This window comes from Pseudomonas frederiksbergensis (genome assembly GCF_900105495.1).
Lineage (GTDB): Bacteria > Pseudomonadota > Gammaproteobacteria > Pseudomonadales > Pseudomonadaceae > Aquipseudomonas > Aquipseudomonas frederiksbergensis.
In genome coordinates this window covers 2,994,641-3,018,683 of record NZ_FNTF01000002.1, presented here as the reverse complement: position 1 = coordinate 3,018,683, position 24,043 = coordinate 2,994,641, and the positions used below count along the sequence as shown (strand labels likewise).

Genomic DNA, 24,043 nt, shown 5'->3' with positions numbered 1-24,043 from the left:
CCATGAAAGAAGATCTTCGCCACGACGTGTTGCAACGCCTCCAGTCCGACTTCGGACTCAAGCACCGCACGGGCACCGACTACATGCGCGGCGGCACCTGCCCCAAGTGCAAGAAGAAAGAGCTGTATTCCCGGTTCGATACACCATGGATGGTGATCTGTGGTCGCCCTGAAAAATGTGGCCACACCCTGCACGTTAAAGAGCTGTACGACGATCTGTTTGAAGACTGGAGCAAGCGTGCGCCGGCTACAGACCAGCACCCCAACGCCACTGCGCGTGCCTACCTGGAGTTCGCACGAGGCTTTCGGTTTGAGCTGATCCAGGGTTGGTTCACTCAGGAAAGTTTCTACTCTGCTGAACACAACGCCGGCAGCGCCACTGTGCGCTTTGCCTTGGAAAAAGGCGGCTGGTGGGAACGGCTGATCGATCAGCCGCATCGTTTCGGCAAGATGAAGGCCCGCTTCAAATCCAAGGACAGTTATCGCGGCGTCTGGTGGTGCCCGCCTTGCGTCGACCTTCTTGAAGCTAAGGAAATCTGGATCGTTGAAGGGATCTTCGACGCCATCGCCCTGCTGCACAACGACATCGCGGCCGTATCAGCCATGTCGTCTAACGCGTTTCCTGGGGACTCGCTCAAGGCATTGGTTAAAACCCGCGAGGGAGGGAAGCTGCCCAAGTTGGTATGGGCGCTTGATAACGAGCCGAGCGCCAACGCGTATACCCGGCGCTGGGTACGCGAAGCCCGTGCCCTGGGCTTCGTCTGTGAGTCAGCGCAGATCCCGCAACGCGATGGCCGTAAGGCTGATTGGAACGATCTCCATCAGCGCTGGAGCTTCATCCAGGACGACACCAAGCGTGCCGAACAGATCGCTACCGACCTCAAACAAGCCCGCCACCAGGGAGCCTTGCTGCTGGCAGAGAGCGCTGCGGAAAAAGCCCTGCTCATGTACGACTGGAACAAGCGTGGGGAATTTCACCTGGGCTTTGGGAGCCGCCTGTATTGGTTCAAGTTGGACATGGAGAAATTCAACCGGGCCATGTCCGACATCGAGGACAGCGAAAACCACGACGACCAGTTGCTCAATCAGGCACAACAGCGCGAAAAGGCGCTGCAGCAGTCCGGCAGCGTCGTGGAAATTGCTAACTGCTACCCGCAAGCCTTGTATTTCCAGCGCAACGAGGTAACGGACGAATCCTGGTACTACCTGCGCGTGGACTTCCCTCACGACTCCGAAAGCGTGAAAAACACCTTCACCAGCGGCCAACTGTCGGCCGCGAGCGAATTCAAAAAGCGGCTGCTCGGCATGGCGGCAGGCGCCATGTTTACAGGCAGTGGCCAGCAGCTCGACAAGCTCATGAAAGACCAACTGTTCGGCATCAAAACCGTTTCGACGATCGACTACGTGGGCTACAGCAAGGAGTACGTCTGCTACGTCTACGGCGATATCGCGATCAAGGACGGCACCACCTATAAGGTCAACAGCGAAGACTATTTCGAGTTCGGCAAGCTGCGCCTGAAAACCCTGCAGAAAGGCGTGCCCATCAAGCTGCAGCGCGAAGCAAAGGGCTTTGACGAGAAGTGGGTGCAGCTGTTGTGGACCTGCTTCGGCGCCCAAGGCTTCGTTGCCTTGGTGTTCTTTTTCGGTTCGCTTTTTTGTGAACAGATCCGGGCTCGCTACCAGTCATTTCCGTTCCTGGAAGCCACCGGTGAGGCCGGCGCCGGCAAAACTACCCTGCTGAACCTGCTGTGGAAACTACTCGGCCGCGAAGGTTATGAAGGATTCGACCCTATGAAATCCACCAAGGCCGGGCGTTCTCGCCTGATGGGCCAAGTCTCCGGCATGCCGGTCGTATTCCTAGAAGCCGATCGCCACAGCGATGATCGGGCACACGCTAAAACCTTTGAATGGGATGAGCTGAAAGACTTCTATGGCGGCGGCACTCTGGCTACGAAAGGCGTCAAGACGGCCGGCAACGAGACGTACGAACCCCCATTCAGGGGAACGATCGCTATCAGTCAGAACGCGGCCGTGGTCGCCCACGAAGCGATCATGACGCGCATCGTAAAACTGCACTTTGTGCGCCCGATCGTCACACCGGAAAGCCGTGCTGCAGCGGATCAGTTGAACGCGTTGGAGGGCGGCACCCTCAGCCACTTCCTGTTGCGTGCCGTGGGTAAAGAATCCGCGGTGCTTGATCTGTTCGCCCAGCGGATGCCCGAACACGAGGCGAAGCTGCGCCGTCTGCACACCCATTGCTTTGCCTGCAGCACGGCCTACAACAGCGACCAGGGCAACTGCAGCAGTTGCGGTTATGACCTTCGCGGCTACATCCGTGTGGAGCGCATTAGCAAGAACCACGCTCAATTGCTCTCGCTACTGGACGGCCTTCGCTTGGTCCTGAAACTGAGTGATCCCCAAGTCGCCGCCACCCAGCGCCAGATCGTACGGATGGCCATCGAGCGCCAAGCCTCAATCAGCTCCGACCATGCGGCCGTTGCCGAGTTTTGGGAGGTCTACGACTACCTCGAATCCTTGAGTGAAGATCCGGTAGTTGACCACAGCAGTGATCCGACCGTGATAGCCATCAACCTCAACGAATTCTGCGAGCGCGCCGCCGAACACAAACAGAAGCTGGCCGACGTGGCCACGTTGCGCGATCTGCTCAAAGAGTCCCGTTCCCGCAAGTTCCTGGATAGCAACAAGGCCGTGCATAGCGCCGTACGCGCCGCGTTCAACAACCGCAACCCCTGTTCACAACCCCGGCCGACGACAGTGAAGTGCTGGACATTCAAAGCGTAAAGGAGAGCAAGACCGATGCAGATTCAAGTGTTTATGGGCAATGCCGGCGACGGCAAAACTAGCAAGCTCCAATCAGTGCAGGACCGATTGGACTTCACAGGACAAAGTGCGCCGATCATCCAGGCAGGTGCTTATGGGGAGGATGGCTTGCTGGAGATCCTGGAAGTCCGGGCAGCAGGTGGCCAGCGCGAAATCCTGGTGGACGACTGCAGCGGGCAACAGATTTTGAGGGTTCTGGAATGGCAATCATGTGTTGAACATGAGCCGGATTTTGACGGCCTGGTGATCCATCTGGCCCGTAAGGACTGACCGTAAAAGAAGCAGTGCCGAGGAGTTGCACCTCCCCGACACCTAACCACCACCGAGGGCTATACCATGCAAGCACAGAACCAAAGCAGCAGCGGCTCGAAGGCTACCACACCGGCGCGGCACCTAGTGGCCACCGCGATCATCGGCGCGGCCGTCATTGGCTACCTGGTGCACAAAACCCTTGAATCACGAACGCACCTCGAAAGCCTCAGCCAGATGGCCAGCACCCTGGGTGAACTGAGCGAAACGGATGCCGCCGTGGTGACCCAACTGCTCGCCAACCCCGCAACCCGGGGTGGATCGCGCAATGTCTAATAACCCTGCAGTAACACCAGTACGGCGCTTTCCCTGGAACATTGATTACACCAGCGTTTGCGACCAGTGCGGCAAGTGGCGCGCCCAGAGCAACCATCTTAAATGCAGCCGGCGGCGCCAGCAGCTGAATGCCCATCTGCGCAACCACAAGCCCAAGCCATAAGCCGCGTCCACCAGAAGATGCGCTTCCAGATACTTGGCCCGGAAACGGGCCTTTTTGTTTCCGATCGTCAGACTGTCGATACACAAGCACAGCGTTAGGGGTTTACATGAGTGGGGTCGAAGCTCGCGGTAATTCCGTGAGAATCTATTTTCAACACAATGGGGAAAAGTGCCGGGAAGCAATCCCGGGAGGCAATACGCCGGCCATCGTGGCCCAGGCAAGGCGCCTGGTCGACATCATCGAATACGAGATCCAGACCGGCACCTTTGATTACGCGCGGCACTTCCCCAACTCGGCCAAGCTGGTCGAAAACACCTTCGGTCACTACCTGGACCTGTGGTTAAAGATCAAGGCCAACAGCGTGGCCGCCTCGAGCTATCGAGGCTATGCAAACAAGGCAGAGGTTCATGTGCGGCCGCGCTGGGGGAAGGTACAGATCAATAAGATCGATCACCTGGACCTACAGGAGTGGATCCAGGGCACCCTGTCGAAAACGCTCAAGAACAAGACCATCCGCGACATCATCAGCAACGTGCGGCAGGTGTTCAGGCTGTACCGCACCAGGATGAAAGTTGCGCATGACCCCACCGAAGGCTTAATGGTGCGCCTGCCAGATCCCGAGGCACCGGACCCGTTCACCCGGGCCGAAATCAAACAGATCCTGGAAACTCCGACCAGCCGCACGCAAGAGCTGTTGATGGTTCAGTTCATGATGTGGGCCGGGCCCCGGGTATCCGAGACCATCGCCCTCGCCTGGGAGGATGTCGACCTGGAGCAAGGCACGGTGACCTTCCGCAGATCCAAGGTGCGCGGGGCTTACCGAGTGACGAAAACCCGGCGATCGACGCGTAGGGTCCGCCTACTTGCACCCGCCTGGGACGCACTGCAAAAGATCGATGCGCTCAACCGAAAAAGGAAAGCGGAAACCATTGATATCGTCGAGCGGGACAACAAGACGGTACGGCAACACAAGCTGCATTTTGTTTTTTTGAACACCAAGAGCGGCCTACCGCACGTCAACGATTTCGTGGTCCGAGACCGGTTCTTCAAGGCTCACTTGCTCGCGGCCGGGGTTCGGTATAGGGGGCCTGGCCAGTGCCGGCACACATACGCCAGTCAGTTGCTGACCACCGGTGTTGCGTCGATCGACTGGATTGCAGAACAAATGGGACACACCAACGGGAATATGATCCGCCAGCACTATGGGACGTGGATCAATGAGGACGGACCGGATGTGGTGGGGATGTTGCAAATGGCATTGAAGCTTTCACCAGTCACAACTCCACACTGAATTCGGAGATGTCCACGGTTTCGGCGAAGCGCCCCACTGCCGTCAAGCTTGCCCAGGTGCGCAACGGCTCATGTCGGGAGCGCCCCGGCACCAGCTGCGCCGAGGGACTGCCCAGGCGCATCGATAGGGTCCACATCGCATTACTCGAGTCTTCAAATGCACTCACTTTTTCAGTTGGAGATCTATTCGGGAAGCTAAAGGGCTGTCAAGCAAGCACCGCATCGTCTCGTGCGCTTTACGCTCCCGCTCAACTGCGGCTTTCCATTCACCACCGAACGTTTTTTTAGAGTTGACCAGATCCATGACATCGGTCATAGCGGTCTTCAGTTCCATACGGGCCTTCAGCAGGTCCTCATTGAATTTTTCCACGGTCATCTTGGCCCTCGAAAGCGATGAACTCGTTGGATAGACACCCCGCCCCTGAGCTGACGGTAGCTTCGGAGCGGGTGAAACTCTGTTTGTCCTTACGCAATCGTCGTATGCCTATTGAGCATTTCACCTCGTAATTCCGCGATGAGCTCCGCAATCGCTCGACTGGACGTGAGCGTCTCCGTCGTAATGGCGGTGACCAACAATTCAACTTGTCCGGACGACGGATCAAACACCTTGATCATGAGCGATCCATCGGGATTGGCAGTGCAGGAGCATGAGAGAGGAAGAAATCCACATTCAATGATATGGCGAAGCTCTAGCATGGAAATCATGACTTCGTCCTCAGAGTCAGGGTGACTGATTTCTGCTTATTAATAATAGACACCCTGCTTCAGGGCAGTAGGGCAATTACGACCAATTGCATCGACTGCCTTTCGTATCTGTGGGCGCCGGGGTTCTGGTCAACCAGTCTAGGGGCTTGTGGATTCCGCGCTGCAACAAAAAGGCCCCCACACCTGGGCAAGGTGTGAGGGCCTTTTGAACATAAGTGGCGTTATGCGCACCTGACGGGATTACCTGCGCGGCGCGTCATGCCGAGGGCTGTTATGCAGCATTTGAGCGACTTCCTTCGGTTTGCCTAGGACATAGGTCACGCCATTCGCGCCGGGGGCAACGGCCAATAATTTCCAGCCTTCTTGAATCGCTGTATTGGCGTTGCTCACCGAATACGCTTCTTTCAACTCAACCGCTTCATGCAACTGCATACCTGCTCCTTGTGATTGGACCGTAATGACTAGTCCAGCGTAGCGCATTGGCCAAGCCGGCAGGGGTTCCTTTTCTGGCGAAAGCTGATCCGGTTAGAGGTAACGCATTCCCGGTCCGATCAATAGGCGTTCTATCTACCTGTCGTCAAAGGCCGCAATCGACTCAGGCTGTGTGAAACGCATGCGCCGTTTTGAAGTCTGCGTTGCTACGTAAAATCTGCTGGCGTTTGGTTAATCAGCAGGCCTGAAATTTGCGCAGGAGCGCGATTTTCCTTCCAGTTCTGACTGTCAAAACTGCTCTAAAACGATTTCACACAGCCTGGCCCCAAAGCGGTCATCGAGCAAGTGATGGGAACATCCCTCACTTTTACACCAGTGGACGTTGCTGTTGGAGAACAGCAACGATGGTCATTTCTAATTGATTGAGCGTGTAAGGTTTATGCAGAAAAATCGTCGAGGGCGGGATCAGCTGTTCTTCGACGACATAGCCAGAAGTGAGAATCGACGGAATCAATGGCCATTGTTCTTTTGCTAGGCGGATGAATTCAGATCCCTGGATTCCTCCCGGAAGTCCCTGATCCGCGATGATCAAGATGCACTCACCTTTGATTCTCAGGAGGTGGGTCAAAGCTGAGGCAGCGTTGTCGAAAGTTGCTGATGAAAAACCAAGCTCAGCAAGAGTTTCTTCAAACAGCATCCGCACCACCGAATCGTCCTCAATGACGATTACGTGCCCGGTTGCAGGCAATTGTTCATCTAAACGAACGCTCACTTGCGAGATTCCTTCTCCAAAGTGCTTATGGGTTGACGGTTCAGTGTAAGCGCCTTTTGACCACTGCAATGTGAAAGCGAGTTTTTGGCATGGCTGGAGGGGGAAGTATTCGAGCAACACGGACCAGCGGTCAGACGGTATGAATTATCTCGCGCCTCCGCACTCCACCGCCCGATGGGCAGTTGTTTCTTAATGGCGGCGAACTCCGCTCCGAGGCAAATCTGATGGCATCAATCGAAGACTTCAGGATCAAATCACACGATCTCCTATTAGAGCTCGACGCCGCTACGATGGGAATGATGACGTTGGTCACATCCAAATGTGTATCGGGTCCAGACTGGGATTTTGCCAGCAGGAGGCAGCACGACGCCTATAAAAGCTGGGATGCCTTTATGAATGCACCTACCGCAAAGATTCAGGTTGCAGACTCTGAAGACGACTCTCTCGCTGGCTGAGATCGCCAAATGAATCAATACTTCTTGTCTGATGCAGGATGATCCTATGAATCGGCAGGAAGAGTTTTTGGCGAAAGCGTTAGAAATACATCATGAGTATGAAGCGGCCTCAGCGGCCAATTATTTGCATTGGCAGAGCCTGGTGCAGTTCCCTAGGACTGCCTTAGTCGCATAATCGCAGCTGTAACATCTTTCACATTGGTGTCCAAAGTTTCCATAGCCGCTGCTGCGTTAACAGCAACATTCTCTACACCATTCTCTGAAAGCCACTTAGTGATCTCCTCTATCGCAGCGCCCAAGGCGTGTTGGTTGTGCAGGAGCAATGTCAGAGCGTCTGCAGCGGCAATCTTGCAGTCTGAGTTATCTAGCATGGCGGTCATCCTTGATGAGTGGTGCGACAAGCCTAGCTCACCCGGCCCAGCACAGCTTTCTGGCGCAAGAGCTGGAGTTTGACTCCATCTGCCTTTCCCCCTGCTTTACGCACCATAACAGGGCGCCAGTCCCATATCAGTCCCATATGGGCTTTTTTTAGACGCCAAAAACCACAAACCCCCGACTTTCTCTAGGAAAATCAGGGGTTTGTGTTTTACAAATTTGGCGGTGAAGGAGAGATTCGAACTCTCGATACAATTTCTTGTATACACACTTTCCAGGCGTGCTCCTTAAGCCACTCGGACACTTCACCGTATCTCGTCAAACAAGTTCTGTCTGTCGAGGCGCGCTAATGTAGTCGAAAGCTTTTCCGATGGCAAACTTTTTTTGCAGAATTTTCATGCGCTTAGCGTTTCAGTCGTTCGAGCAGGTTCCAGTCCATGGCAAACCCGCCAATCTCCGGCTTCGCGACTTCCTCTATATAGAGGGGAATGCGCGGTTGGCGTGGCGGGCCACGCTTGCCGGGCGGGGAAAGGGTGACTGGGCGGTCAGTCATGGCGCTTTACCTGGCCTGCGGCGGTGGGTAACGTCTGCGCTACTTTATTGAAAGGAATAGCGTCATGAGTGAGTTGATTTCCTACCATCTCGAAGACGGTATCGCGACCCTGACCTTGAGCAATGGCAAGGTCAATGCCATCTCTCCGGACGTGATTGCTGCGTTTAACGCTGCGCTGGATCAGGCGGTGACTGATCGTGCGGTGGTGATCATTACCGGTACGCCGGGGATGCTGTCGGGCGGTTATGACTTGAAGGTGATGACCTCCGGCCCTAAAGAAGCCGTGGCGCTGGTGACTGCCGGTTCGACCCTGGCTCGTCGTCTGTTGTCGCACCCGTTCCCGGTGATCGTCGCGTGCCCTGGGCATGCGGTGGCCAAGGGCGCGTTCCTGCTGTTGTCGGTGGATTACCGCATTGGTGTCGACGGCCCGTTCACCATTGGTTTGAACGAAGTGCAGATCGGCATGACCATGCACCACGCCGGTATCGAGCTGGCGCGTGATCGTCTGCGCAAGTCGGCGTTCCACCGCGCGGTGATCAACGCTGAGATGTTTAATCCGCAAAGTGCCGTGGATGCCGGGTTCTTTGACCTGGTGGTATCGGCCGAAGAGCTGCAAGGCGCGGCGCTGGCGGCAGCTCGTCAGTTGAAGAAGATCAACATGATCGCTCACAAGAACACCAAGCTAAAAGTGCGCAAGGCGCTGCTGGAGAGGCTGGACAACGCGATTATCCTGGATCAGGATTTTTCGGTTTAAACCCAAACGTGCCGCACCGAAAAGCCCGACCGTCGTGTCGGGCTTTTTCTTACGTGCTCCGTTGAAAAGCCGACAACCGCTCTAGATCGCATCTGACCCACAAGTCGGAAACATGCGCTCAAACATCGCCTATCTCCTACCTCTATAGTGGCAATTGCCGAAAACAGTGCACATCCGTACACTGCGCCACCTTTTGTCCCGGTGGGGCCTGTAAATGTTGTTTGTGTTTCGTATGTTATTGATGGGCCTGCACTTTATTCTGGCCGGTGTGCTTGGGGTAATTCTCGGCCTGTGCCGACCGTTCAACCCGGACAACAGCCGATTGTGCGCGCGCCTTTATGCATGGCCGGCGATGTGCATTTTGCGTTTGCGGGTGAAGGCCGAGGTCGGACCGCTGCTGGATAAGCCCGACAGCTGCGTGATCATCGCCAACCACCAGTCCAACTACGATCTGTTTGTGTTCGGTAACGTGGTGCCCCGCCGCACCGTATGTATCGGCAAGAAGAGTCTGAAGTGGGTGCCGCTGTTCGGTCAGTTGTTCTGGCTGGCGGGCAATGTGCTGATCGATCGCGGCAATGCGCAGAAAGCGCGCCAGTCGATGCTGACCACGACTCACACGCTGCAGAATGAAGACACTTCGATCTGGGTCTTCCCGGAAGGCACGCGCAACCTGGGTGAAGAGTTGCTGCCGTTCAAGAAAGGCGCCTTTCAGATGGCCATTGCCGCCGGTGTGCCGATAGTTCCGGTGTGTGTCAGCAGTTACGTTAAACACATGCGATTGAACCGTTGGCGCAGTGGGAAGATTCTGATCCGCTCGTTACCGGCGATTCCTACGGCTGGATTGAACCTGGACGATATGCCGCTGCTGATTGCTCAGTGCCGCGAGCAGATGCGCGAGTGCATCGCTTCGATGGATCGGCAACTGCAAGCCGCTTAAAAGAAACCCGCCTGGTGCGGGTTTTCTTTTGCCTGCGAGCTTTTGCCTGCGAACTCAACAGATTTCACTGACTCTCAAACAGCAGACAGGGCTAAGCTGGAGACTGCCTGCCACTGCAATCATTGCTAATTGAAAGCTGCCAATAAGAAGTGAATCACTATCATGGGTAGAGTTGTTGCTGCTGCGGTTTATAGCGCCGGTAAGAAAGTCACCAATATCACCCTCGACGAAGGCGCTGCCTGGGCTGCAAAGCCTGGCCACTTTGTCTGGATCGGCCTTGAAGAGCCCAACGCTCAAGAACTTTTCAATCTGCAACGCCAGTTCAACCTGCACGAACTGGCCATCGAAGACGCCTTGGAAAAACACAGTCGACCAAAACTGGAAACCTTCGGCGACGCGCTGTTCATCGTCACGTATTCGCCGATCCGCCATGAAGGCAAACTGCAGTTCATCGAAACTCATATCTTTGCCGGCAACGGTTACATCATTACCGCACGCAACGGCCACTCCGCTTCCTACGCCTATGTCCGACAGCGCTGTGAGGCGCGTCCGCTGTTGCTGGAGCACGGGGAAGATTTCGTACTCTATGCCATCCTCGACTTCGTGATCGAAAACTACCAGCCAATGGGCGAGGCGATCCACGCAGAGATCGATGAGCTGGAACGCAACGTCATGTGCGGTTCCCTGAACGAGCGCGACATTCAAAAACTCCATAGTCTGCGCCGGGATGTCTTGCGTTTGCGTCGTTATGCGGCGCCGATGGTAGAGATTGGCGAGGAACTGCAAAAGCTCAACTTCCCGTTCATCGACAAGAACATGCGCCCGTACTTTCGCGATGTGCAGATCCACGTGACGCGGCAGATGGAAGACCTGACGACCCTGGCGGACATTGCCAGCCAGACCATCGAAGTCGGGGTATTGCTTGAGGCGTCACGCCAAAGCGTGGTGCAGCGCAAGTTTGCGGCGTGGGCGGCGATTCTGGCGTTCCCGACGGCGGTGGCGGGGATTTACGGGATGAACTTCCAGAACATGCCGGAGTTGAGTTGGCATTACGGGTATTTCGGGGTGTTGGGATTTATTGCGGTCGGTTGTGTGGGTTTATGGGCGAGCTTCAAAAAATCCGGGTGGTTGTGACAAGCGTTGTGGCGAGGGAGCTTGCTCCCGCTGGGTCGCGTAGCGGCCCAAAAAAGAGGGGACTGCTGCGCACTCCAACGGGAGCAAGCTCCCTCGCCACAGGTTCGTTGTCAGCTCATTGAACCGATCCAGCTTCAGGCTTGTGCGCAACAAACCGCATCATCCACTCCGCAACGGTCGTGCCGTGATGGTCGTGCTCAAGGCTCGCCATCCCTTTCGAGTAAATCTGCTCGCCCAACGCTTCCTGACGAATATCCAACAAGGCACGCGAGTAATCGTGAATGAACTCCGGATGCCCCTGGAAGCACAGCACCTGATCGTTGATGTGGTACGCGGCAAATGGGCAGAAATCGCTGGAAGCGATGACCGTAGCGTTTTCCGGTAGCGCGGTGACCTGATCCTGATGGCTGATCAACAAGGTCAGTTCTTCCCTCACCGGGTTCATCCACGGCGCCTTGGCGGCGAGTTTGTACTTGTGGGTGCCGACGCCCCAGCCTTGGGTCGCGCGTTCGCTCTTGCCGCCCAGCAGCAGCGCCAGCAGTTGATGGCCGAAGCACACGCCCAGCAGTTTGTCGCCGCGCTCGTAGCGGGTCAGCAGGTAAGCCTTGAGGGTTTCAATCCACGGGTCGGTGCCGAAGGAATCGGCCTTGCTGCCGGTGACCAGGTAGGCATCGAAGGTCAGATCATCGCTGGGATACTCGCCCTGCATCACGTTGTACACGGTGAACTCGGCAGCGATGGGTTGCTGCGAAAACAGACGCTGGAACATCTGCCCGTAACCCTGATATTGATCGACCAGTTCCGGACGCAGGATGTCGGTTTCCAGAATGCAGATGCGTAACGACATAAAAAATACCTGACACGTGATGGGAATAATGCACACCCCAGAGCCTGCCTTGAAACACAGTGGCAAGGCAAGCCCCGGAATGCGTCATCCGTCCCCTAGAATGCCTCCCCTTTGGCCGCTTTCTCCAGCAATAGCGCAGGGGGCGCGAATCGCTCGCCATACTGCTCCGCCAGGTACTGGGCACGGGCAACGAAATCTTTCACGCCGTACTGGTTGATGAACTGCAGCGCACCGCCAGTCCAGGCGGCGAAACCGATCCCGAAGATCGAGCCGACATTGGCGTCCGCCGTCGAGGTCACTACGCCCTCCTCCACACAGCGCACGGTTTCGATGGCTTGCACGAACAGCAGCCGATCACGCACGTCCTTCGGCGAAATCTGCCCGTCAGCCTTCTCGAAAAGGCTTTTCAGCTCTGGCCACAGATGCTTCTGCCCACGGGCCGGATAATCGTAGAAACCACCACCAGCCGCCTTGCCCGGACGCTTGTATTCCTTGAGCAGCAAGTCAATCACGGCGAATGCCGGGTGCTCAATCAGCGGTTTCCCTTCTGCTTGCAGGTCTTTGGCGGTTTGCTGGCGGATATGGCTCATCAGGCTGAGGGAAACTTCGTCGGAGATCGCCAGAGGTCCGATCGGCATGCCGGCCTTGCGCGCTTCGGTCTCGATCATCGGCGCGCTGACGCCTTCGCCCAGCATGGCGATGCCTTCGTTGGTGAAGGTGCCGAACACCCGCGAGGTGAAGAAACCACGGCTGTCGTTGACCACAATCGGTGTTTTCTTGATTTGCTGTACGAAATCGAACCCGCGCGCCAGGGTTTCGTCGCTGGTGTGGGTGCCTTTGATGATTTCTACCAAGGGCATTTTCTCCACGGGGCTGAAGAAATGCAGGCCGATGAACTTGCTCTGATCCGGCACCGCAGTCGCGAGGCCGCTGATGGGCAAGGTCGACGTGTTGGATGCAATCACCGCCTCCGGGCCAACGATCTTTTGCGCCGCCGAAGAGACGCTGGCTTTCAAATCGCGATCTTCAAACACCGCTTCAATGATCAGATCACAGCCGGCCAGGTCAGCATCGCTTTCAGTGGGGTGAATTCGCGCCAGCGTTGCATCGCGTTGATCGGCATTCAATTGGCCACGCGCAACCTTCTTGTCCAGCAGCGCTGCCGAATGAGCCTTGCCCTTCTGTGCCGCCGCAAGATTGATGTCCTTGAGCACCACCTCGATGCCGGCCGATGCGCTGACAAAGGCGATTCCGGCGCCCATCATGCCGGCACCCAGCACACCCACGCGACGCGTCACGTAGGGCGCAAAGCCTTGGGGCCGCGAGCCACCGGCATTGATTTCGTTGAGCTGGAACCAGAACGTGCCAATCAGGTTTTTCGACACTTGGCCGGTGGTCAATTCGGTGAAGTAACGGGTTTCGATCAAGTGCGCGGTGTCGAAATCCACCTGAGCACCCTCTACCGCCGCGCAGAGGATTTTCTCTGGCGCGGGCAGGCAGCCCTGGGTTTTGCTGCGCAGGATCGACGGCGCGATGGCCAGCATTTGCGCGACTTTCGGGTTCGACGGCGTGCCACCGGGAATCTGGTAACCCTTCACGTCCCAGCGCTGCACAGCCGCAGGATGGGCAATAATCCAGGCGCGCGCCTTGGCCAGCAGTTCGTCACGATCGGCCGCCAACTCATCAATCAAACCTGCCCGCAACGCCTGTTGCGGCCGGACCTTCTTGCCTTCGAGCAGATAGGGCAAGGCTTTTTCAATACCGAGCATTCGCACCATGCGCACCACCCCGCCGCCGCCCGGCAACAGGCCGAGGGTGACTTCCGGCAGGCCGAGTTGCACCGAAGAATCGTCCAGCGCAACCCGGTGATGGCACGCCAGGCAGATTTCCCAACCGCCACCCAACGCGGCGCCGTTGATCGCGGCGACCACCGGTTTACCGAGGGTCTCAAGGGTGCGCAGTTGCCCTTTGAGTGTCAGCACCATGTCGTAAAAGGCTTTGGCTTCGGGCTTGCCGACCTTGATCAGTTCGTTGAGGTCGCCGCCGGCGAAGAAGGTTTTCTTGGCCGAGGTGATGATCACGCCGGCGATAGTGTCTTTGTCGGCAACCAGTCGGGCGACACACGCGGCCATAGCTTCGCGGTAGTCCGCGTTCATGGTGTTGGCGCTCTGGCCCGGCATGTCGATGGTCAGGACGACGATCTGGTCCTGACCTTTTTCGTAACGGATGGCTTCGGTCATGAAAGGGTTTCCTTGAAGTCGGTCGGGGCTCAGAGGCGTTCGATGATGGTGGCGATGCCCATGCCGCCGCCGACACACAGCGTCGCGAGGCCATAGCGCAGGCGCCGGGTTTCCAGTTCATCGAGCAGCGTGCCGAGGATCGCGCAGCCGGTGGCGCCCAGCGGGTGGCCCATGGCGATGGAGCCGCCGTTGACGTTGACCTTGTCCGGATCGATTGCCATGTCCTTGATGAATTTCAGCACTACCGAGGCAAACGCTTCGTTGACCTCGAACAGGTCGATGTCTTCAACCCGCAACCCGGCCTTGGCCAGAGCCTTGCGGGTGGCCGGCGCGGGGCCGGTGAGCATGATGGTCGGGTCGGTGCTGGTGACGGCGGTGGCGACGATTCGCGCCCGCGGCTGCAAACCCAGCGCGCGGCCCTTGGCCTCGGAGCCGATCAGCATCAGCGCGGCGCCATCGACGATCCCGGAACTGTTACCCGCCGTGTGCACGTGGTCGATCCGCTCAACATGGCTGTAGACCCGAAGTGCCGTGGCATCGAAGCCCATTTGCCCGATCATCTCGAAGCTAGGCTTGAGCTGGCCCAAGCCTTCCAGGGTCGATCCGGCGCGGATGAATTCATCGTGATCGAGCAGGATGATGCCGTTCTGATCCTGCACCGGCACCAACGATTTGTTGAACGAACCGTCGGCCCTCGCCCGCGCAGCCTTTTGCTGAGAGTGCAGCGCATAGGCATCGACGTCCTGACGGCTGAAGCCTTCCAGCGTGGCGATCAGGTCAGCGCCCACGCCTTGAGGGGCGAAATGGCTGTGAAAACTGGTTTCCGGGTCGTGTGCCCAAGCGCCACCATCGCTGCCCATCGGCACGCGGGACATGGACTCGACGCCGCCGACCACCACCAGGTCTTCGAAGCCGGAACGCACTTTCATTGCGCCGAGGTTCACCGCCTCCAACCCCGAGGCGCAGAAGCGGTTGATCTGCAAACCCGCCACGCTGACGTCCCAATCCGCCACCTGGGTCGCGGCTTTGGCAATGTCGGAGCCTTGATCGCCGACGGGCGTCACGCAACCAAGCACCACATCGTCGACCTGACTGGTATCGAGAGACGTGCGCCGTTGCAGCGCCGTGAGTAGCCCGGCTACCAGGCTCACCGGTTTGACGCTGTGCAAGGCGCCATTGGCCTTGCCTTTGCCGCGGGGCGTGCGTAACGCGTCGAAAATAAAAGCTTGGGTCATGACGTTCTCGAACCTGGGCAGGGGAGTAAATTCAGAGTCTCCACCTTAGGCCGAGCAGCCCGGGATTCAATGACCGCAGTGCTCACAGACGTTGACGGTCACGCTCAGACGGACGGTAGGCAATCAGCGGATTAACCGATTCAGGACAGCAAGCTGTCTAGCAAACGGGCGCCCAAGAAGCTGGCAATAGGCCTCATGCCTTTTTAGGAGCAATTTATGCCAAGCCCATACGAAATGGATCTAAAGCAAGCGTGACGCGGCCTCTAAGGTGAACTTGTACGAAGTTGTCGTCGGGTTTTGCCGAGGCGCTCGTCAAACAGGAAGTGCAACGCTCTGCCGTCATGGAGAAATGCAGGCAGGCATCAGGAAATAACAATAAAGGCGGTCAAGCCATGTTCAAACAATCAAAAGTACGTCAAGCCGGGCTCATTCTTTTCGCCACTACGCTGTTGTTGATTTTGCCGAACCTGACCAAGGTGATCGGTTAGTCGGTCAATAAAAAATACGGCGCCAGGTTTTTGTATCGCCCTCTGAAAATGTGACTGGCTCGCTACCCGGGTCAGCGTGAGTGTGCCAACCTTTGCGGCACTTCCACGACATGGACGGCGATCATTTGAAAACGCTCATTGTGTTCGGGGCCTTGCTGCTCAGCACGCCTCTGTCTGCCGCACAGCTGAACCTGGAGCTGGGCGCGAGCAGTCGCACCTGGCAAACCGAGGAACTGCTCAAGCATCCTCAGGCTCAGACCATCACCATCAGCAACGACGTTTCCTACAAACGGGACATGAGCTATCGCGCTGTTCCGGTGGCCGCGTTGTTGACGGGCATCAAGCCTGAAGACCATTTACAGGCGGTAGCCCTGGATGGTTTTGCCGCAGAACTGTCAGCCGCACCGTTGCTCAATTCCCAGGGTGCGCGCGCCTGGTTGGCGATTGAAGATCCCGCCAAGCCGTGGCCACCGCTGTCGGAAGCCAAACCCGGCGCCGGGCCGTTCTATCTGGTCTGGACCGATCCACAGGCGGGCGACATCAGTCCCGAGCAATGGCCTTTTCAAGTGGCAAGCATCAAGCGCTTGGCAGCGGTGGCCGAGCGCTTCCCTGCCCTGCTGCCCGATCCGGCGTTGAAGGCTGATGACCCGGTGAACAAGGGCTTTGCGCTGTTTCAGAAGAATTGCCTGGCGTGTCACCGATTGAACGGCGCCGGGGATGCGCAGTTTGGGCCGGACCTGAATATTCCGTTTAACCCGACCGAGTACTTCGGCGCGGATTTCCTCAAGCGCTACATTCGTGATCCGCAGAGCTTGCGCCAGTGGCCACAGGCGAAGATGCCCGGGTTCTCGGCGACGGTGTTGCCGGACGAGGATCTGGAGAGGTTGGTGGGGTATTTGAAGCACATGGCTGGGCGCAAGACGAAGCCCTGACACTCCCCCCTGTGGGAGCGAGCCTGCTCAGTGATCGTTCCCACGCTCCGCGTGGGAATGCAGCCCGTGACGCTCTGCGTCACATTCAAAGCCGAACGCGGAGCGTCCGTGGAGGCATTCCCACGCAGAGCGTGGGAACGATCGGTGGTAGGTTACTGCTGTTGGACGGAGATCACCGGCGCTGGCGTCGGCGAGACAAACACCTTCGCATGCATCTGCTCGCACCCACCGCCACGCCGCATGCCACGCACCGGGCAGGCATCCAGGTAATCCAGGCCCACCGCCAGTTTCAGATGACGCTCAGGCCGCGCCAGTTCATTGGTCACGTCGAAGCTGTACCAGGCGTCATCGAGCCAGGCTTCCGCCCAGGCGTGACTGGCCAGGTGTTCGCTGTTCTCGCTGTACAAATAGCCCGACACATAACGCGAAGGAATGCCCAGGCTGCGAGCGCAGGCGAGAAACGCATGGGTGTGGTCCTGGCAGACACCGGAACGCCCGGCGAAAGCCTGCGCGGCACTGGTATCCACTTCGGTGGAGCCCGGCGTGTAGGTCATGTGCTGGTTCAGGCCATGCATCAAATCGATCAGCGCCGTGCGATCCCGGCGTTGCTTGCACGCCTTCTCGGCGAACGCTCGCAGGGCTTCGTCGGCTTCGGTCAAGCGCGTGAAACGCAAGAACGGCAGCGCCGACTGGCTCTCATGCTCCGCCTCGCGCAATTCGTCGATGTCCACCTGGCCCCGGGCGCCGATGATGATCGCCTCGTGGGGCTCGTCCATGGTCAGCACGTGCAGGATGTTGCCGAACGGATCGAGTTGCGCGCGCACCGGGCGCGGCAAGTCGAGCTGCCAACTGAGCACGTGCTGGCGCTCGCTGTCGTGGGGGGTCAGTCGCAGGTACTGGATGCTCGCCCGCACCTGATCTTCATAGTGATAGGTGGTCTCGTGGCTAATGGAAAGTCTCATGCAGCCTCCAGGTAGGAACTGTGTATGGCGTTACCCAACTGGCGCACCAGCGGGATGAACTCGGTCAGCCAGGCGTGCAGGCCTTCGTCGAGAATTTCGGTGATACCGGTGTAACGCAGGCGTGCGTCCATTTCCGCCGCCAGACGTTGCGCGGGACGGCCGTTGGCCCCCGGCAGCTGGGCAAGGATCTGGTCGATTTCTTCGGTGCAGGCGCGCAATGAACGCGGCACGTCGGCACGCAGCAACAGCAACTCGGCCACATGCCGGGCGCCGGGCGCATCGCGGTAGATCTCGGTGTAGGCCTCGAACGAGGACAACGCCCGCAGCAAAGCGCTCCACTGGTAATAGGCGTGAGCGGTGCCATCACTGACCGCCTCGGCCTGATCGCCAGCCATTTCGTAACGGGCATCGAGCAGGCGCAACGTGTTGTCGGCCCTTTCGATAAACGTCCCCAGGCGAATAAAGCGGAACGCATCGTTACGCATGATCGTGCCGTAGGACGCGCCGCGGAACAGGTGGGAACGTTCCTTGATCCACTCGCAGAAACGGCTCATGCCGTAGCGACTCAAGCCTTGATCGGCAATCCCGCGAATTTCCAGCCAGGTGGCGTTGATGTTTTCCCACATGTCGGCGGTGATTCGCCCACGCACCGCATGGGCACTGGCCCGCGCAGCGCCGAGGCAGCTGTAGATGCTCGCCGGGTTGGCCGCGTCCAAAGCGAAGAAATGCAGCAGCCGTTCAGCATGCAGATCGCCGTGGCGCTCCAGGTAATCGTCCAGGGTGCCGGTGATCAACAACGGCATGGCGAGTTCGTGCAGGCCGTCACCACGGCCATCTTGCGGCATCAGCGACAGCGAATAACTGATGTCGAGCATCCGTGCGAGGTTTTCCGCCCGCTCCAGGTAACGCGACATCCAATACAAATCCGAGGCAGTTCTACTTAACATGGCAGGCTTCCTTCAATCCTCGACCACCCAGGTGTCCTTGGTTCCGCCGCCCTGGGATGAATTCACCACCAGGGAGCCTTCGCGCAGGGCAACACGAGTCAAACCGCCGGGCACAACCCGGGTTTCGCGGCCAGACAATACAAACGGACGCAGGTCGATGTGGCGTGGAGCGATGCCGTTTTCGACAAAGGTCGGACAGGTCGATAAAGACAACGTCGGTTGCGCGATATACGCGTGGGGCTTGGCTTTGATCCGCGCACGGAAAGACTCGATTTCCGCCGCCGTCGCCGCCGGCCCCACCAGCATTCCGTAACCACCGGAGCCCTGGGTTTCCTTGACCACCAGTTCCGGAAGATTGGCCAGTACGTGGGACAGTTCGGAGGGATTACGACACTGCCACGTCGGCACATTCTTCAGGATCGGCTCTTCATCCAGGTAGAAACGGATCATGTCCGTGACGAAGGGATACACCGACTTGTCGTCCGCGACCCCGGTGCCGATGGCATTTGCCAGCACGACATTGCCGGAGCGGTATGACGACAGCAGCCCTGGAACACCAAGCATCGAGTCCGGGTTGAACGCCAGCGGATCGAGGAATGCATCGTCGAGGCGACGGTAGATCACATCGACGGCTTTCGGCCCGTCCGTGGTGCGCATGAACACCTTGTCATCGCGCACGAACAGGTCCGCGCCTTCCACCAGCTCAACGCCCATTTCCCGGGCCAGAAACGCATGCTCGAAAAACGCGCTGTTGAAACGACCCGGCGTCAGCACCACCACGCTCGGGTTGTCGATCGGGCTGGAGCTTTTCAAGGTATCGAGCAACAGGTTGGGATAGTGGTCGATCGGTGCGATGCGCTGGGCCGCGAACAGTTCAGGGAACAATCGCATCATCATCTTGCGGTCTTCGAGCATGTAGCTCACGCCGCTCGGTGTACGAAGATTGTCTTCGAGCACGTAGTACGTGCCGTCACCATCGCGCACCAGGTCGACACCGGAGATGTGGGAATAGATATCACGGTGCAAATCAAGCCCTTGCATCGCCAACTGATATTGCTCGTTGGCCAGCACTTGCTCGGCCGGAATGATGCCAGCCTTGATGATGCGCTGCTCGTGATAGAGGTCGGCGAGGAACATGTTCAACGCCTTGACCCGCTGAATGCAGCCGCGCTCGACGACTCGCCATTCACTGGCGGGGATGCTGCGGGGAATGGTGTCGAAGGGAATCAGGCGCTCTGTCCCTTGCTCATCACCATAGAGCGTGAATGTAATCCCGGCGCGATGAAACAACAGATCGGCCTCGCGTCGCCGTTGTGCCAAAAGCTCGTCAGGCGTTTCGGCCAGCCAACGGGCAAACTCCCGATAATGCGGGCGGACCTGGCCGCCGGCATCGTACATCTCATCAAAATAGGTGCGGATCATGCCGTACTCCTTGTCACCCGGACATGCAGGCCTTCGCAAGGCCCGTGCCATCGGCATAAACGCTTTGATATCAATCAGTTGAATAATCGCATTGCACGCACCGCACCAATCCTGTGCGGTAAATGCCCCCACCTGATCGCCCCCGCTTCATTGCGAAGCAATGTTGTTGCCTATCACCAGCATAGCCAGAGTTGATTTCACTGCCCGGGAGGCGATGCGGATAATCCGCGCATTCGCTGGAAAACTTGACGAACTTCCCTTTGGCCGCCTGTTTAGGCGGCTTTTTTTTGCGTAGTTGAAACGTTATGAATCAAAAACACGATCTTTTGTCTTTTCAAACCGCGAAAACGAAAACGGCCAACCCGAAGGTCAGCCGTTGCTGAGTGTTGTCACTGTTCATAAGTTATGCGAGTCGCCCTCGTACCTCCTGCTTGACGCCCCATCCTTCGATGATGCCGCCCAAAGGCTCAACCACCGCCTCGAAATCCTGCTCGAAATCGCCGATGCCGTCATAAGTGGCGTACATCACTTTGCTCAGTTCCAGGTACCACGCGCCGTCATCGCGCACGCTGATTTGTGCATTCAAGGATTCACCACAGTAATGCCCTGCCGCCCTGCGCGCCCGCTCCTCGTCCGGAAAAATGGCGTAGAACTCGATGGGATGGAATCTTGAAAAGTCGAAGCCGCCTTCTTTCATGCGGCGCAACACGCTGGTGCTGATGTCTTCTTGATAGGCTGTGCTCATGAAACGTCCCCCTCAGACTGATGGATAGACTTTCCGTAATCCCGGCACTCGCAACCGAATGGGGCGAGCGATGCGGCAACAACGTTGCCGGTGGGAAGCAAGCATGTAGCTGACAAGACCAGACCTTAGCGATCCGTTCGCTGATCTCGGTTGCAGAGTAGCCTCAAGATAGAGCCACTGCCAAGGCCTGGTTAGAAATGTGACAGGAGATGTTCAGATTGGCGTGATGCTGAGGATTTCAATGCTGTTCTGGGTTTTCAGACTTTTGACAGTCGGATCATCGGCGCGCCCTTCCAGATCGTTGAGGTCCAGTTCGGCAGCCACAGGCAGACAGCGGGCGCGAATGAGCTTCGCGGCTTGTTCGTTGTTCGGGCATTCATCGCTCTCGAACACCTCGTCAACTTGTTCACCGTGATCATCAACGAAAGTGACTTTCCACTTTTGCATCAGTGCCTCCTCGATAAAACCCATGGATGGGCTTACATGTATCTCGACATCCTTCCCCGGCCAATCGTTCAACCGGACCTTCTATAAGTGAAGCATGAAAAAAGGGCTCTCCGCGGTGTGTTTTCACACAACCTGAGAGAGCCCTTTCTGGCTTGGCGCCTGAAGACGCCGTCAGATCCGGACGTTGCCTCGTGGCCCGGCGATGGCCCAGATGATCAGGCCCAGCACTGGCAGCAGCAGGATCAGCAGCACCCAGATGATTTTCATCCCTGTGTCGGCACCACTTTTGAGCACGTTGATGATTGCCCAGATATCCAGGGCAAGAATTATCAGGCCAATCAGACCGTTGAACGTGGAACCCATGGTGTCGCTCCCTAAGAGTGGTTTGCACTCTTAGGATAGCCGGGCCTTGCGAGGGTTCCGTGTTTTAAACGTGAACGGCGATTTTCAGGGCTTCGAGCGAGGGTGCGGCAGCGATGCCGACTTGGGCGCACAACTCAAGCACGCGGGGCACATCATTGCCGTAGACCAGCACCACTTGCAGATCGTCGTCGAGCAACTGACTGAAGTTCATCAGCGTGTAACCGCCGTTTTCCTTGTTCATGCTGCCCATCTGCACCTGAATGCGATTGAGCGCGGTCAGCGCTTCGGTCTTGGCCAGTTGCTTGGGCTTGATATTGAAATCGACCCCGGGGCCGAACGAGGAAACGATCTGGGCGAACAGGTCCACATAGGTGTCGGCCTGGAACAGCACGGTCTCTGGAAGACTGCCGACGACGACCCACTCGCCCAGCGGAATCGGGAAGGTTTCGTCGTAGTTGATATCCGGATTGGCCGTCAGAAAAGCCTCGGGATCGGCGTAGGCCTGGGCCGCTTCGTCAGCGACTTTGAGGATTTCGTCATCGCTCATGCAGCCGGAGCTTATTTTGCTGATGAGTTCGACGAGTGCGGCTTTCATGGGGCGGAATCCTGTAGCGAGGGAATTTTGAAGGCGCGAAGGATAGCGCATTACGCCCCGCAATTCCTGCGCGCGAGCAGGGCCGGGGTTGTTGACCCACATCAAGATCCAGCCCCCTCAGTAGCGGCACAATACTGGCACCTTGCCGAAACTGTTTCCGCTATCAGAGAAGACCTCCATGGGTGCCTGGCTTAGCAATATCTCGCTGAAATACAAATTCTGGGCGGTCAACGCCGTCGCCTTCGTCACGACCTTGCTGTTGGTGTTGTACGCCGTACAGCTCGAACAACAGGCCCGCAGTCATGCTTCTCAGGCATCGGCACAAGCCCAGGCGCGACTGCTCAACGCCTGGCCCGCCGGGCAGCCGCTCCCCAAGGCCGATAACGTGCTGACGTTCAGTCGCGGGCAGACACCGTCGCTGAACGGGCAACCGGTACTGGAACTGGCCGATACCAACGGCTGGGTCGCCATCAATGTCATGCCGCTGTTCGGCGACAACCCGTTGATGGGCGCTGAAGTGTTCACGCGCACGGAGGGTAACCAGGTTGCGGTGATTGCCCAAGGCCCGAGCCTGGCCCAGGTATTTGGCGAGCGTTTTCCCAACTACGCCGTGGCGGTGGCGGTCCTGATGCTGGCGATGCTCGGCGCTTCGCAATTGTTGATCCGCTTCCTGCTCAGCCAACTCAATACGCTGAAGGACGTGATGCTCCACGTCGAGAAAACCGGCGACCTGTCCGCCCGCGTGCCGCTGGCCTGCACTGACGAAGTCGGGCAGATGGCCAATGCCTTCAACGCCATGCAGGCCGGTTACCAGCGGGTGGTCAACACCGTCGCCAGCACCGCCCGGCAACTGGATGTCGGCGCGGCGCGGCTGGCGTCGAGCATGAACGAGGTACGTCACGGCATGCTCGGCCAGCAAAGCGAAACCGATCAGGCTGCCACGGCGATCAACGAAATGACTGCCACGGTTTATCACATTGCCCAGCACGCCGGCGCCACCCGTGACCTCTCGCAAACCGCTGACACCCTGGCCGGCAGCGGGCAAGAAGTGGTCAGTCGGGTGCAGAAATCGATTGCCGGCCTGTCCAGCGGAGTGCAACAAACTGCCGAGATGATCCAGCGCCTGGCCGAGGACAGTCAGAAGATCAACGGCGTGGTCAGTGTGATTCACAGCATTGCCGAACAGACCAATCTGCTGGCGCTGAACGCCGCGATTGAAGCGGCCCGTGCCGGTGAAATGGGGCGCGGGTTTGCGGTGGTCGCCGATGAAGTGCGCAACCTGGCCAAACGTGTCCAGACCTCCACTGACGAGATCACGATCATGGTTTCGGCGTTGCAGGCCGGGACTCGGGACGCGGTGGATTTCATGCAGGAAAGCTCGTTCAAGGCCGACGATTGCGTGCAACAGGCTCAGGAGGCTGGAGCAGCGTTGGCGGAGATCACCAGTGCCGTGGCGCAGATGCGTGAAAGCAACACGCAGATCGCGGTGGCGGCCGAGCAGCAGAGCCATGTGGCCGAAGAAATGAATCGCGCAGTGGTGAGCATTCGGGATGTGACCGAGAACACCGTGCAGCAGACCGTGGATTCGGCGACGACCAGCAATGAGCTGGCGGCGTTGGCCGGAGAACTGAGCAAGGCTATCGGGCAGCTGAAACTGTAAGGGCCCCATCGCGAGCAGGCTCGCTCCCACAGGTGATCTTCAGTGGCCATTAATTTTTGGTACAAAAGAGATTTACTGTGGGAGCGGGCTTGCTCGCGAAGGCGTCAGCCCGTTCAACATCAATTCCGAACATGACACCTATCACGTCAATAGCCAGCCTTGATT

At 57.9% G+C, this 24,043-nt stretch carries 26 protein-coding genes and 1 tRNA gene; 9 read left to right on the top strand and 18 right to left on the bottom strand.

The features are described 5' to 3' along the window. Positions 1-2: 2 nt before the first annotated feature. The 4 genes from BLW70_RS14160 (at position 3) to BLW70_RS14145 (ending at position 4,879) form a co-directional block, all read left to right on the top strand. Positions 3-2,801 carry a toprim domain-containing protein gene (locus BLW70_RS14160; protein WP_074874890.1) on the top strand — a complete coding sequence of 933 codons (2,799 nt, stop codon included), beginning with the start codon at positions 3-5 and terminating at the stop codon, positions 2,799-2,801. 15 nt (positions 2,802-2,816) lie between these two features. Next, positions 2,817-3,110 (top strand): hypothetical protein, encoded by a 294-nt coding sequence (locus tag BLW70_RS14155; protein WP_074874888.1) that lies wholly within the window; start codon positions 2,817-2,819, stop codon positions 3,108-3,110. 66 nt (positions 3,111-3,176) lie between these two features. Beyond that, the gene (locus BLW70_RS14150; protein WP_074874886.1) at positions 3,177-3,425 is read left to right on the top strand and encodes a hypothetical protein; all 249 of its coding nucleotides are present in this window, start codon (positions 3,177-3,179) and stop codon (positions 3,423-3,425) included. 269 nt (positions 3,426-3,694) lie between these two features. Beyond that, positions 3,695-4,879, top strand: coding sequence for a site-specific integrase (locus BLW70_RS14145; RefSeq protein ID WP_074874884.1), 1,185 nt, complete (start codon positions 3,695-3,697; stop codon positions 4,877-4,879). Here the strand turns inward: BLW70_RS14145 and BLW70_RS30690 are convergent. The 8 genes from BLW70_RS30690 to BLW70_RS30685 all read right to left on the bottom strand — a co-directional run bounded on the left by BLW70_RS30690 (position 4,863) and on the right by BLW70_RS30685 (position 8,170). After that, positions 4,863-5,015, bottom strand: a complete 153-nt coding sequence (locus BLW70_RS30690; RefSeq protein WP_159439162.1) for a hypothetical protein — start codon at positions 5,013-5,015, stop codon at positions 4,863-4,865. The genes BLW70_RS14145 and BLW70_RS30690 overlap by 17 nt on opposite strands. Positions 5,016-5,041: 26 nt before the next feature. After that, positions 5,042-5,254 (bottom strand): hypothetical protein, encoded by a 213-nt coding sequence (locus BLW70_RS14140; protein ID WP_074874882.1) that lies wholly within the window; start codon positions 5,252-5,254, stop codon positions 5,042-5,044. Positions 5,255-5,343: 89 nt separating this feature from the next. Continuing rightward, positions 5,344-5,583, bottom strand: a complete 240-nt coding sequence (locus BLW70_RS14135; RefSeq protein WP_074874880.1) for a DUF1652 domain-containing protein — start codon at positions 5,581-5,583, stop codon at positions 5,344-5,346. 240 nt (positions 5,584-5,823) lie between these two features. Further along, on the bottom strand, positions 5,824-6,015 hold the full coding sequence (locus BLW70_RS14130; RefSeq protein WP_074874878.1) for a hypothetical protein: 192 nt from the start codon (positions 6,013-6,015) through the stop codon (positions 5,824-5,826). Positions 6,016-6,382: 367 nt separating this feature from the next. Continuing rightward, on the bottom strand, positions 6,383-6,787 hold the full coding sequence (locus tag BLW70_RS14125; protein ID WP_074874876.1) for a response regulator: 405 nt from the start codon (positions 6,785-6,787) through the stop codon (positions 6,383-6,385). A gap of 607 nt (positions 6,788-7,394) precedes the next feature. Then, positions 7,395-7,613, bottom strand: coding sequence for a hypothetical protein (locus BLW70_RS31075; RefSeq protein WP_074874872.1), 219 nt, complete (start codon positions 7,611-7,613; stop codon positions 7,395-7,397). 224 nt (positions 7,614-7,837) lie between these two features. Beyond that, positions 7,838-7,927 (bottom strand) — tRNA-Ser (locus BLW70_RS14110). A 93-nt stretch (positions 7,928-8,020) separates the two neighbouring features. Then, positions 8,021-8,170, bottom strand: coding sequence for a hypothetical protein (locus tag BLW70_RS30685; RefSeq protein WP_156886736.1), 150 nt, complete (start codon positions 8,168-8,170; stop codon positions 8,021-8,023). Between the two features lie 64 nt (positions 8,171-8,234). Here BLW70_RS30685 and BLW70_RS14105 point away from each other — a divergent pair, with 64 nt between their 5' ends. From BLW70_RS14105 to BLW70_RS14095, 3 genes are all read left to right on the top strand, one after another. After that, positions 8,235-8,924 carry a crotonase/enoyl-CoA hydratase family protein gene (locus BLW70_RS14105; RefSeq protein WP_074874870.1) on the top strand — a complete coding sequence of 230 codons (690 nt, stop codon included), beginning with the start codon at positions 8,235-8,237 and terminating at the stop codon, positions 8,922-8,924. A gap of 214 nt (positions 8,925-9,138) precedes the next feature. Beyond that, positions 9,139-9,861, top strand: coding sequence for a 1-acylglycerol-3-phosphate O-acyltransferase (locus BLW70_RS14100; protein ID WP_074874868.1), 723 nt, complete (start codon positions 9,139-9,141; stop codon positions 9,859-9,861). Positions 9,862-10,023: 162 nt separating this feature from the next. Then, the gene (locus BLW70_RS14095) at positions 10,024-10,995 is read left to right on the top strand and encodes a magnesium and cobalt transport protein CorA (protein ID WP_074874866.1); all 972 of its coding nucleotides are present in this window, start codon (positions 10,024-10,026) and stop codon (positions 10,993-10,995) included. A 115-nt stretch (positions 10,996-11,110) separates the two neighbouring features. Here the strand turns inward: BLW70_RS14095 and BLW70_RS14090 are convergent, their stop codons facing one another. The 3 genes from BLW70_RS14090 to BLW70_RS14080 form a co-directional block, all read right to left on the bottom strand. Continuing rightward, positions 11,111-11,842, bottom strand: coding sequence for an amidotransferase (locus BLW70_RS14090; RefSeq protein ID WP_074874864.1), 732 nt, complete (start codon positions 11,840-11,842; stop codon positions 11,111-11,113). Between the two features lie 95 nt (positions 11,843-11,937). Further along, positions 11,938-14,082, bottom strand: a complete 2,145-nt coding sequence (locus BLW70_RS14085; RefSeq protein ID WP_074874862.1) for a 3-hydroxyacyl-CoA dehydrogenase NAD-binding domain-containing protein — start codon at positions 14,080-14,082, stop codon at positions 11,938-11,940. Between the two features lie 29 nt (positions 14,083-14,111). After that, complete coding sequence (locus BLW70_RS14080; RefSeq protein ID WP_074874860.1) at positions 14,112-15,317, bottom strand: acetyl-CoA C-acetyltransferase; 1,206 nt, start codon at positions 15,315-15,317, stop codon at positions 14,112-14,114. Between the two features lie 598 nt (positions 15,318-15,915). Between BLW70_RS14080 and BLW70_RS14075 the strand changes: the two genes are divergently transcribed. Further along, the gene (locus BLW70_RS14075) at positions 15,916-16,737 is read left to right on the top strand and encodes a c-type cytochrome (RefSeq protein WP_074874858.1); all 822 of its coding nucleotides are present in this window, start codon (positions 15,916-15,918) and stop codon (positions 16,735-16,737) included. Between the two features lie 152 nt (positions 16,738-16,889). Here the strand turns inward: BLW70_RS14075 and BLW70_RS14070 are convergent, their stop codons facing one another. The 7 genes from BLW70_RS14070 to BLW70_RS14040 form a co-directional block, all read right to left on the bottom strand. Next, complete coding sequence (locus tag BLW70_RS14070) at positions 16,890-17,699, bottom strand: transglutaminase family protein (protein WP_074874856.1); 810 nt, start codon at positions 17,697-17,699, stop codon at positions 16,890-16,892. Further along, a complete protein-coding gene (locus BLW70_RS14065; RefSeq protein WP_033055742.1) occupies positions 17,696-18,646 on the bottom strand; it encodes an alpha-E domain-containing protein in 951 nt (316 codons plus the stop codon). The genes BLW70_RS14070 and BLW70_RS14065 overlap by 4 nt, the downstream gene beginning before the upstream one ends. A 12-nt stretch (positions 18,647-18,658) precedes the next feature. Then, positions 18,659-20,068, bottom strand: a complete 1,410-nt coding sequence (locus tag BLW70_RS14060) for a circularly permuted type 2 ATP-grasp protein (protein WP_074874854.1) — start codon at positions 20,066-20,068, stop codon at positions 18,659-18,661. Positions 20,069-20,471: 403 nt separating this feature from the next. Continuing rightward, complete coding sequence (locus BLW70_RS14055) at positions 20,472-20,813, bottom strand: ribonuclease E inhibitor RraB (RefSeq protein ID WP_008148805.1); 342 nt, start codon at positions 20,811-20,813, stop codon at positions 20,472-20,474. Between the two features lie 213 nt (positions 20,814-21,026). After that, positions 21,027-21,260: a hypothetical protein gene (locus BLW70_RS14050; RefSeq protein ID WP_008148802.1), complete on the bottom strand. Its 234-nt coding sequence runs from the start codon at positions 21,258-21,260 to the stop codon at positions 21,027-21,029. A gap of 171 nt (positions 21,261-21,431) precedes the next feature. Beyond that, positions 21,432-21,623, bottom strand: a complete 192-nt coding sequence (locus tag BLW70_RS14045; RefSeq protein ID WP_008148797.1) for a PLDc N-terminal domain-containing protein — start codon at positions 21,621-21,623, stop codon at positions 21,432-21,434. Positions 21,624-21,687: 64 nt separating this feature from the next. Beyond that, entirely contained in the window at positions 21,688-22,218 is a 531-nt protein-coding gene (locus tag BLW70_RS14040) for a hypothetical protein (protein WP_074874852.1), read from the bottom strand. Between the two features lie 178 nt (positions 22,219-22,396). Here BLW70_RS14040 and BLW70_RS14035 point away from each other — a divergent pair, with 178 nt between their 5' ends. Next, complete coding sequence (locus BLW70_RS14035; protein WP_074874850.1) at positions 22,397-23,878, top strand: methyl-accepting chemotaxis protein; 1,482 nt, start codon at positions 22,397-22,399, stop codon at positions 23,876-23,878. Positions 23,879-24,043: the final 165 nt, after the last annotated feature.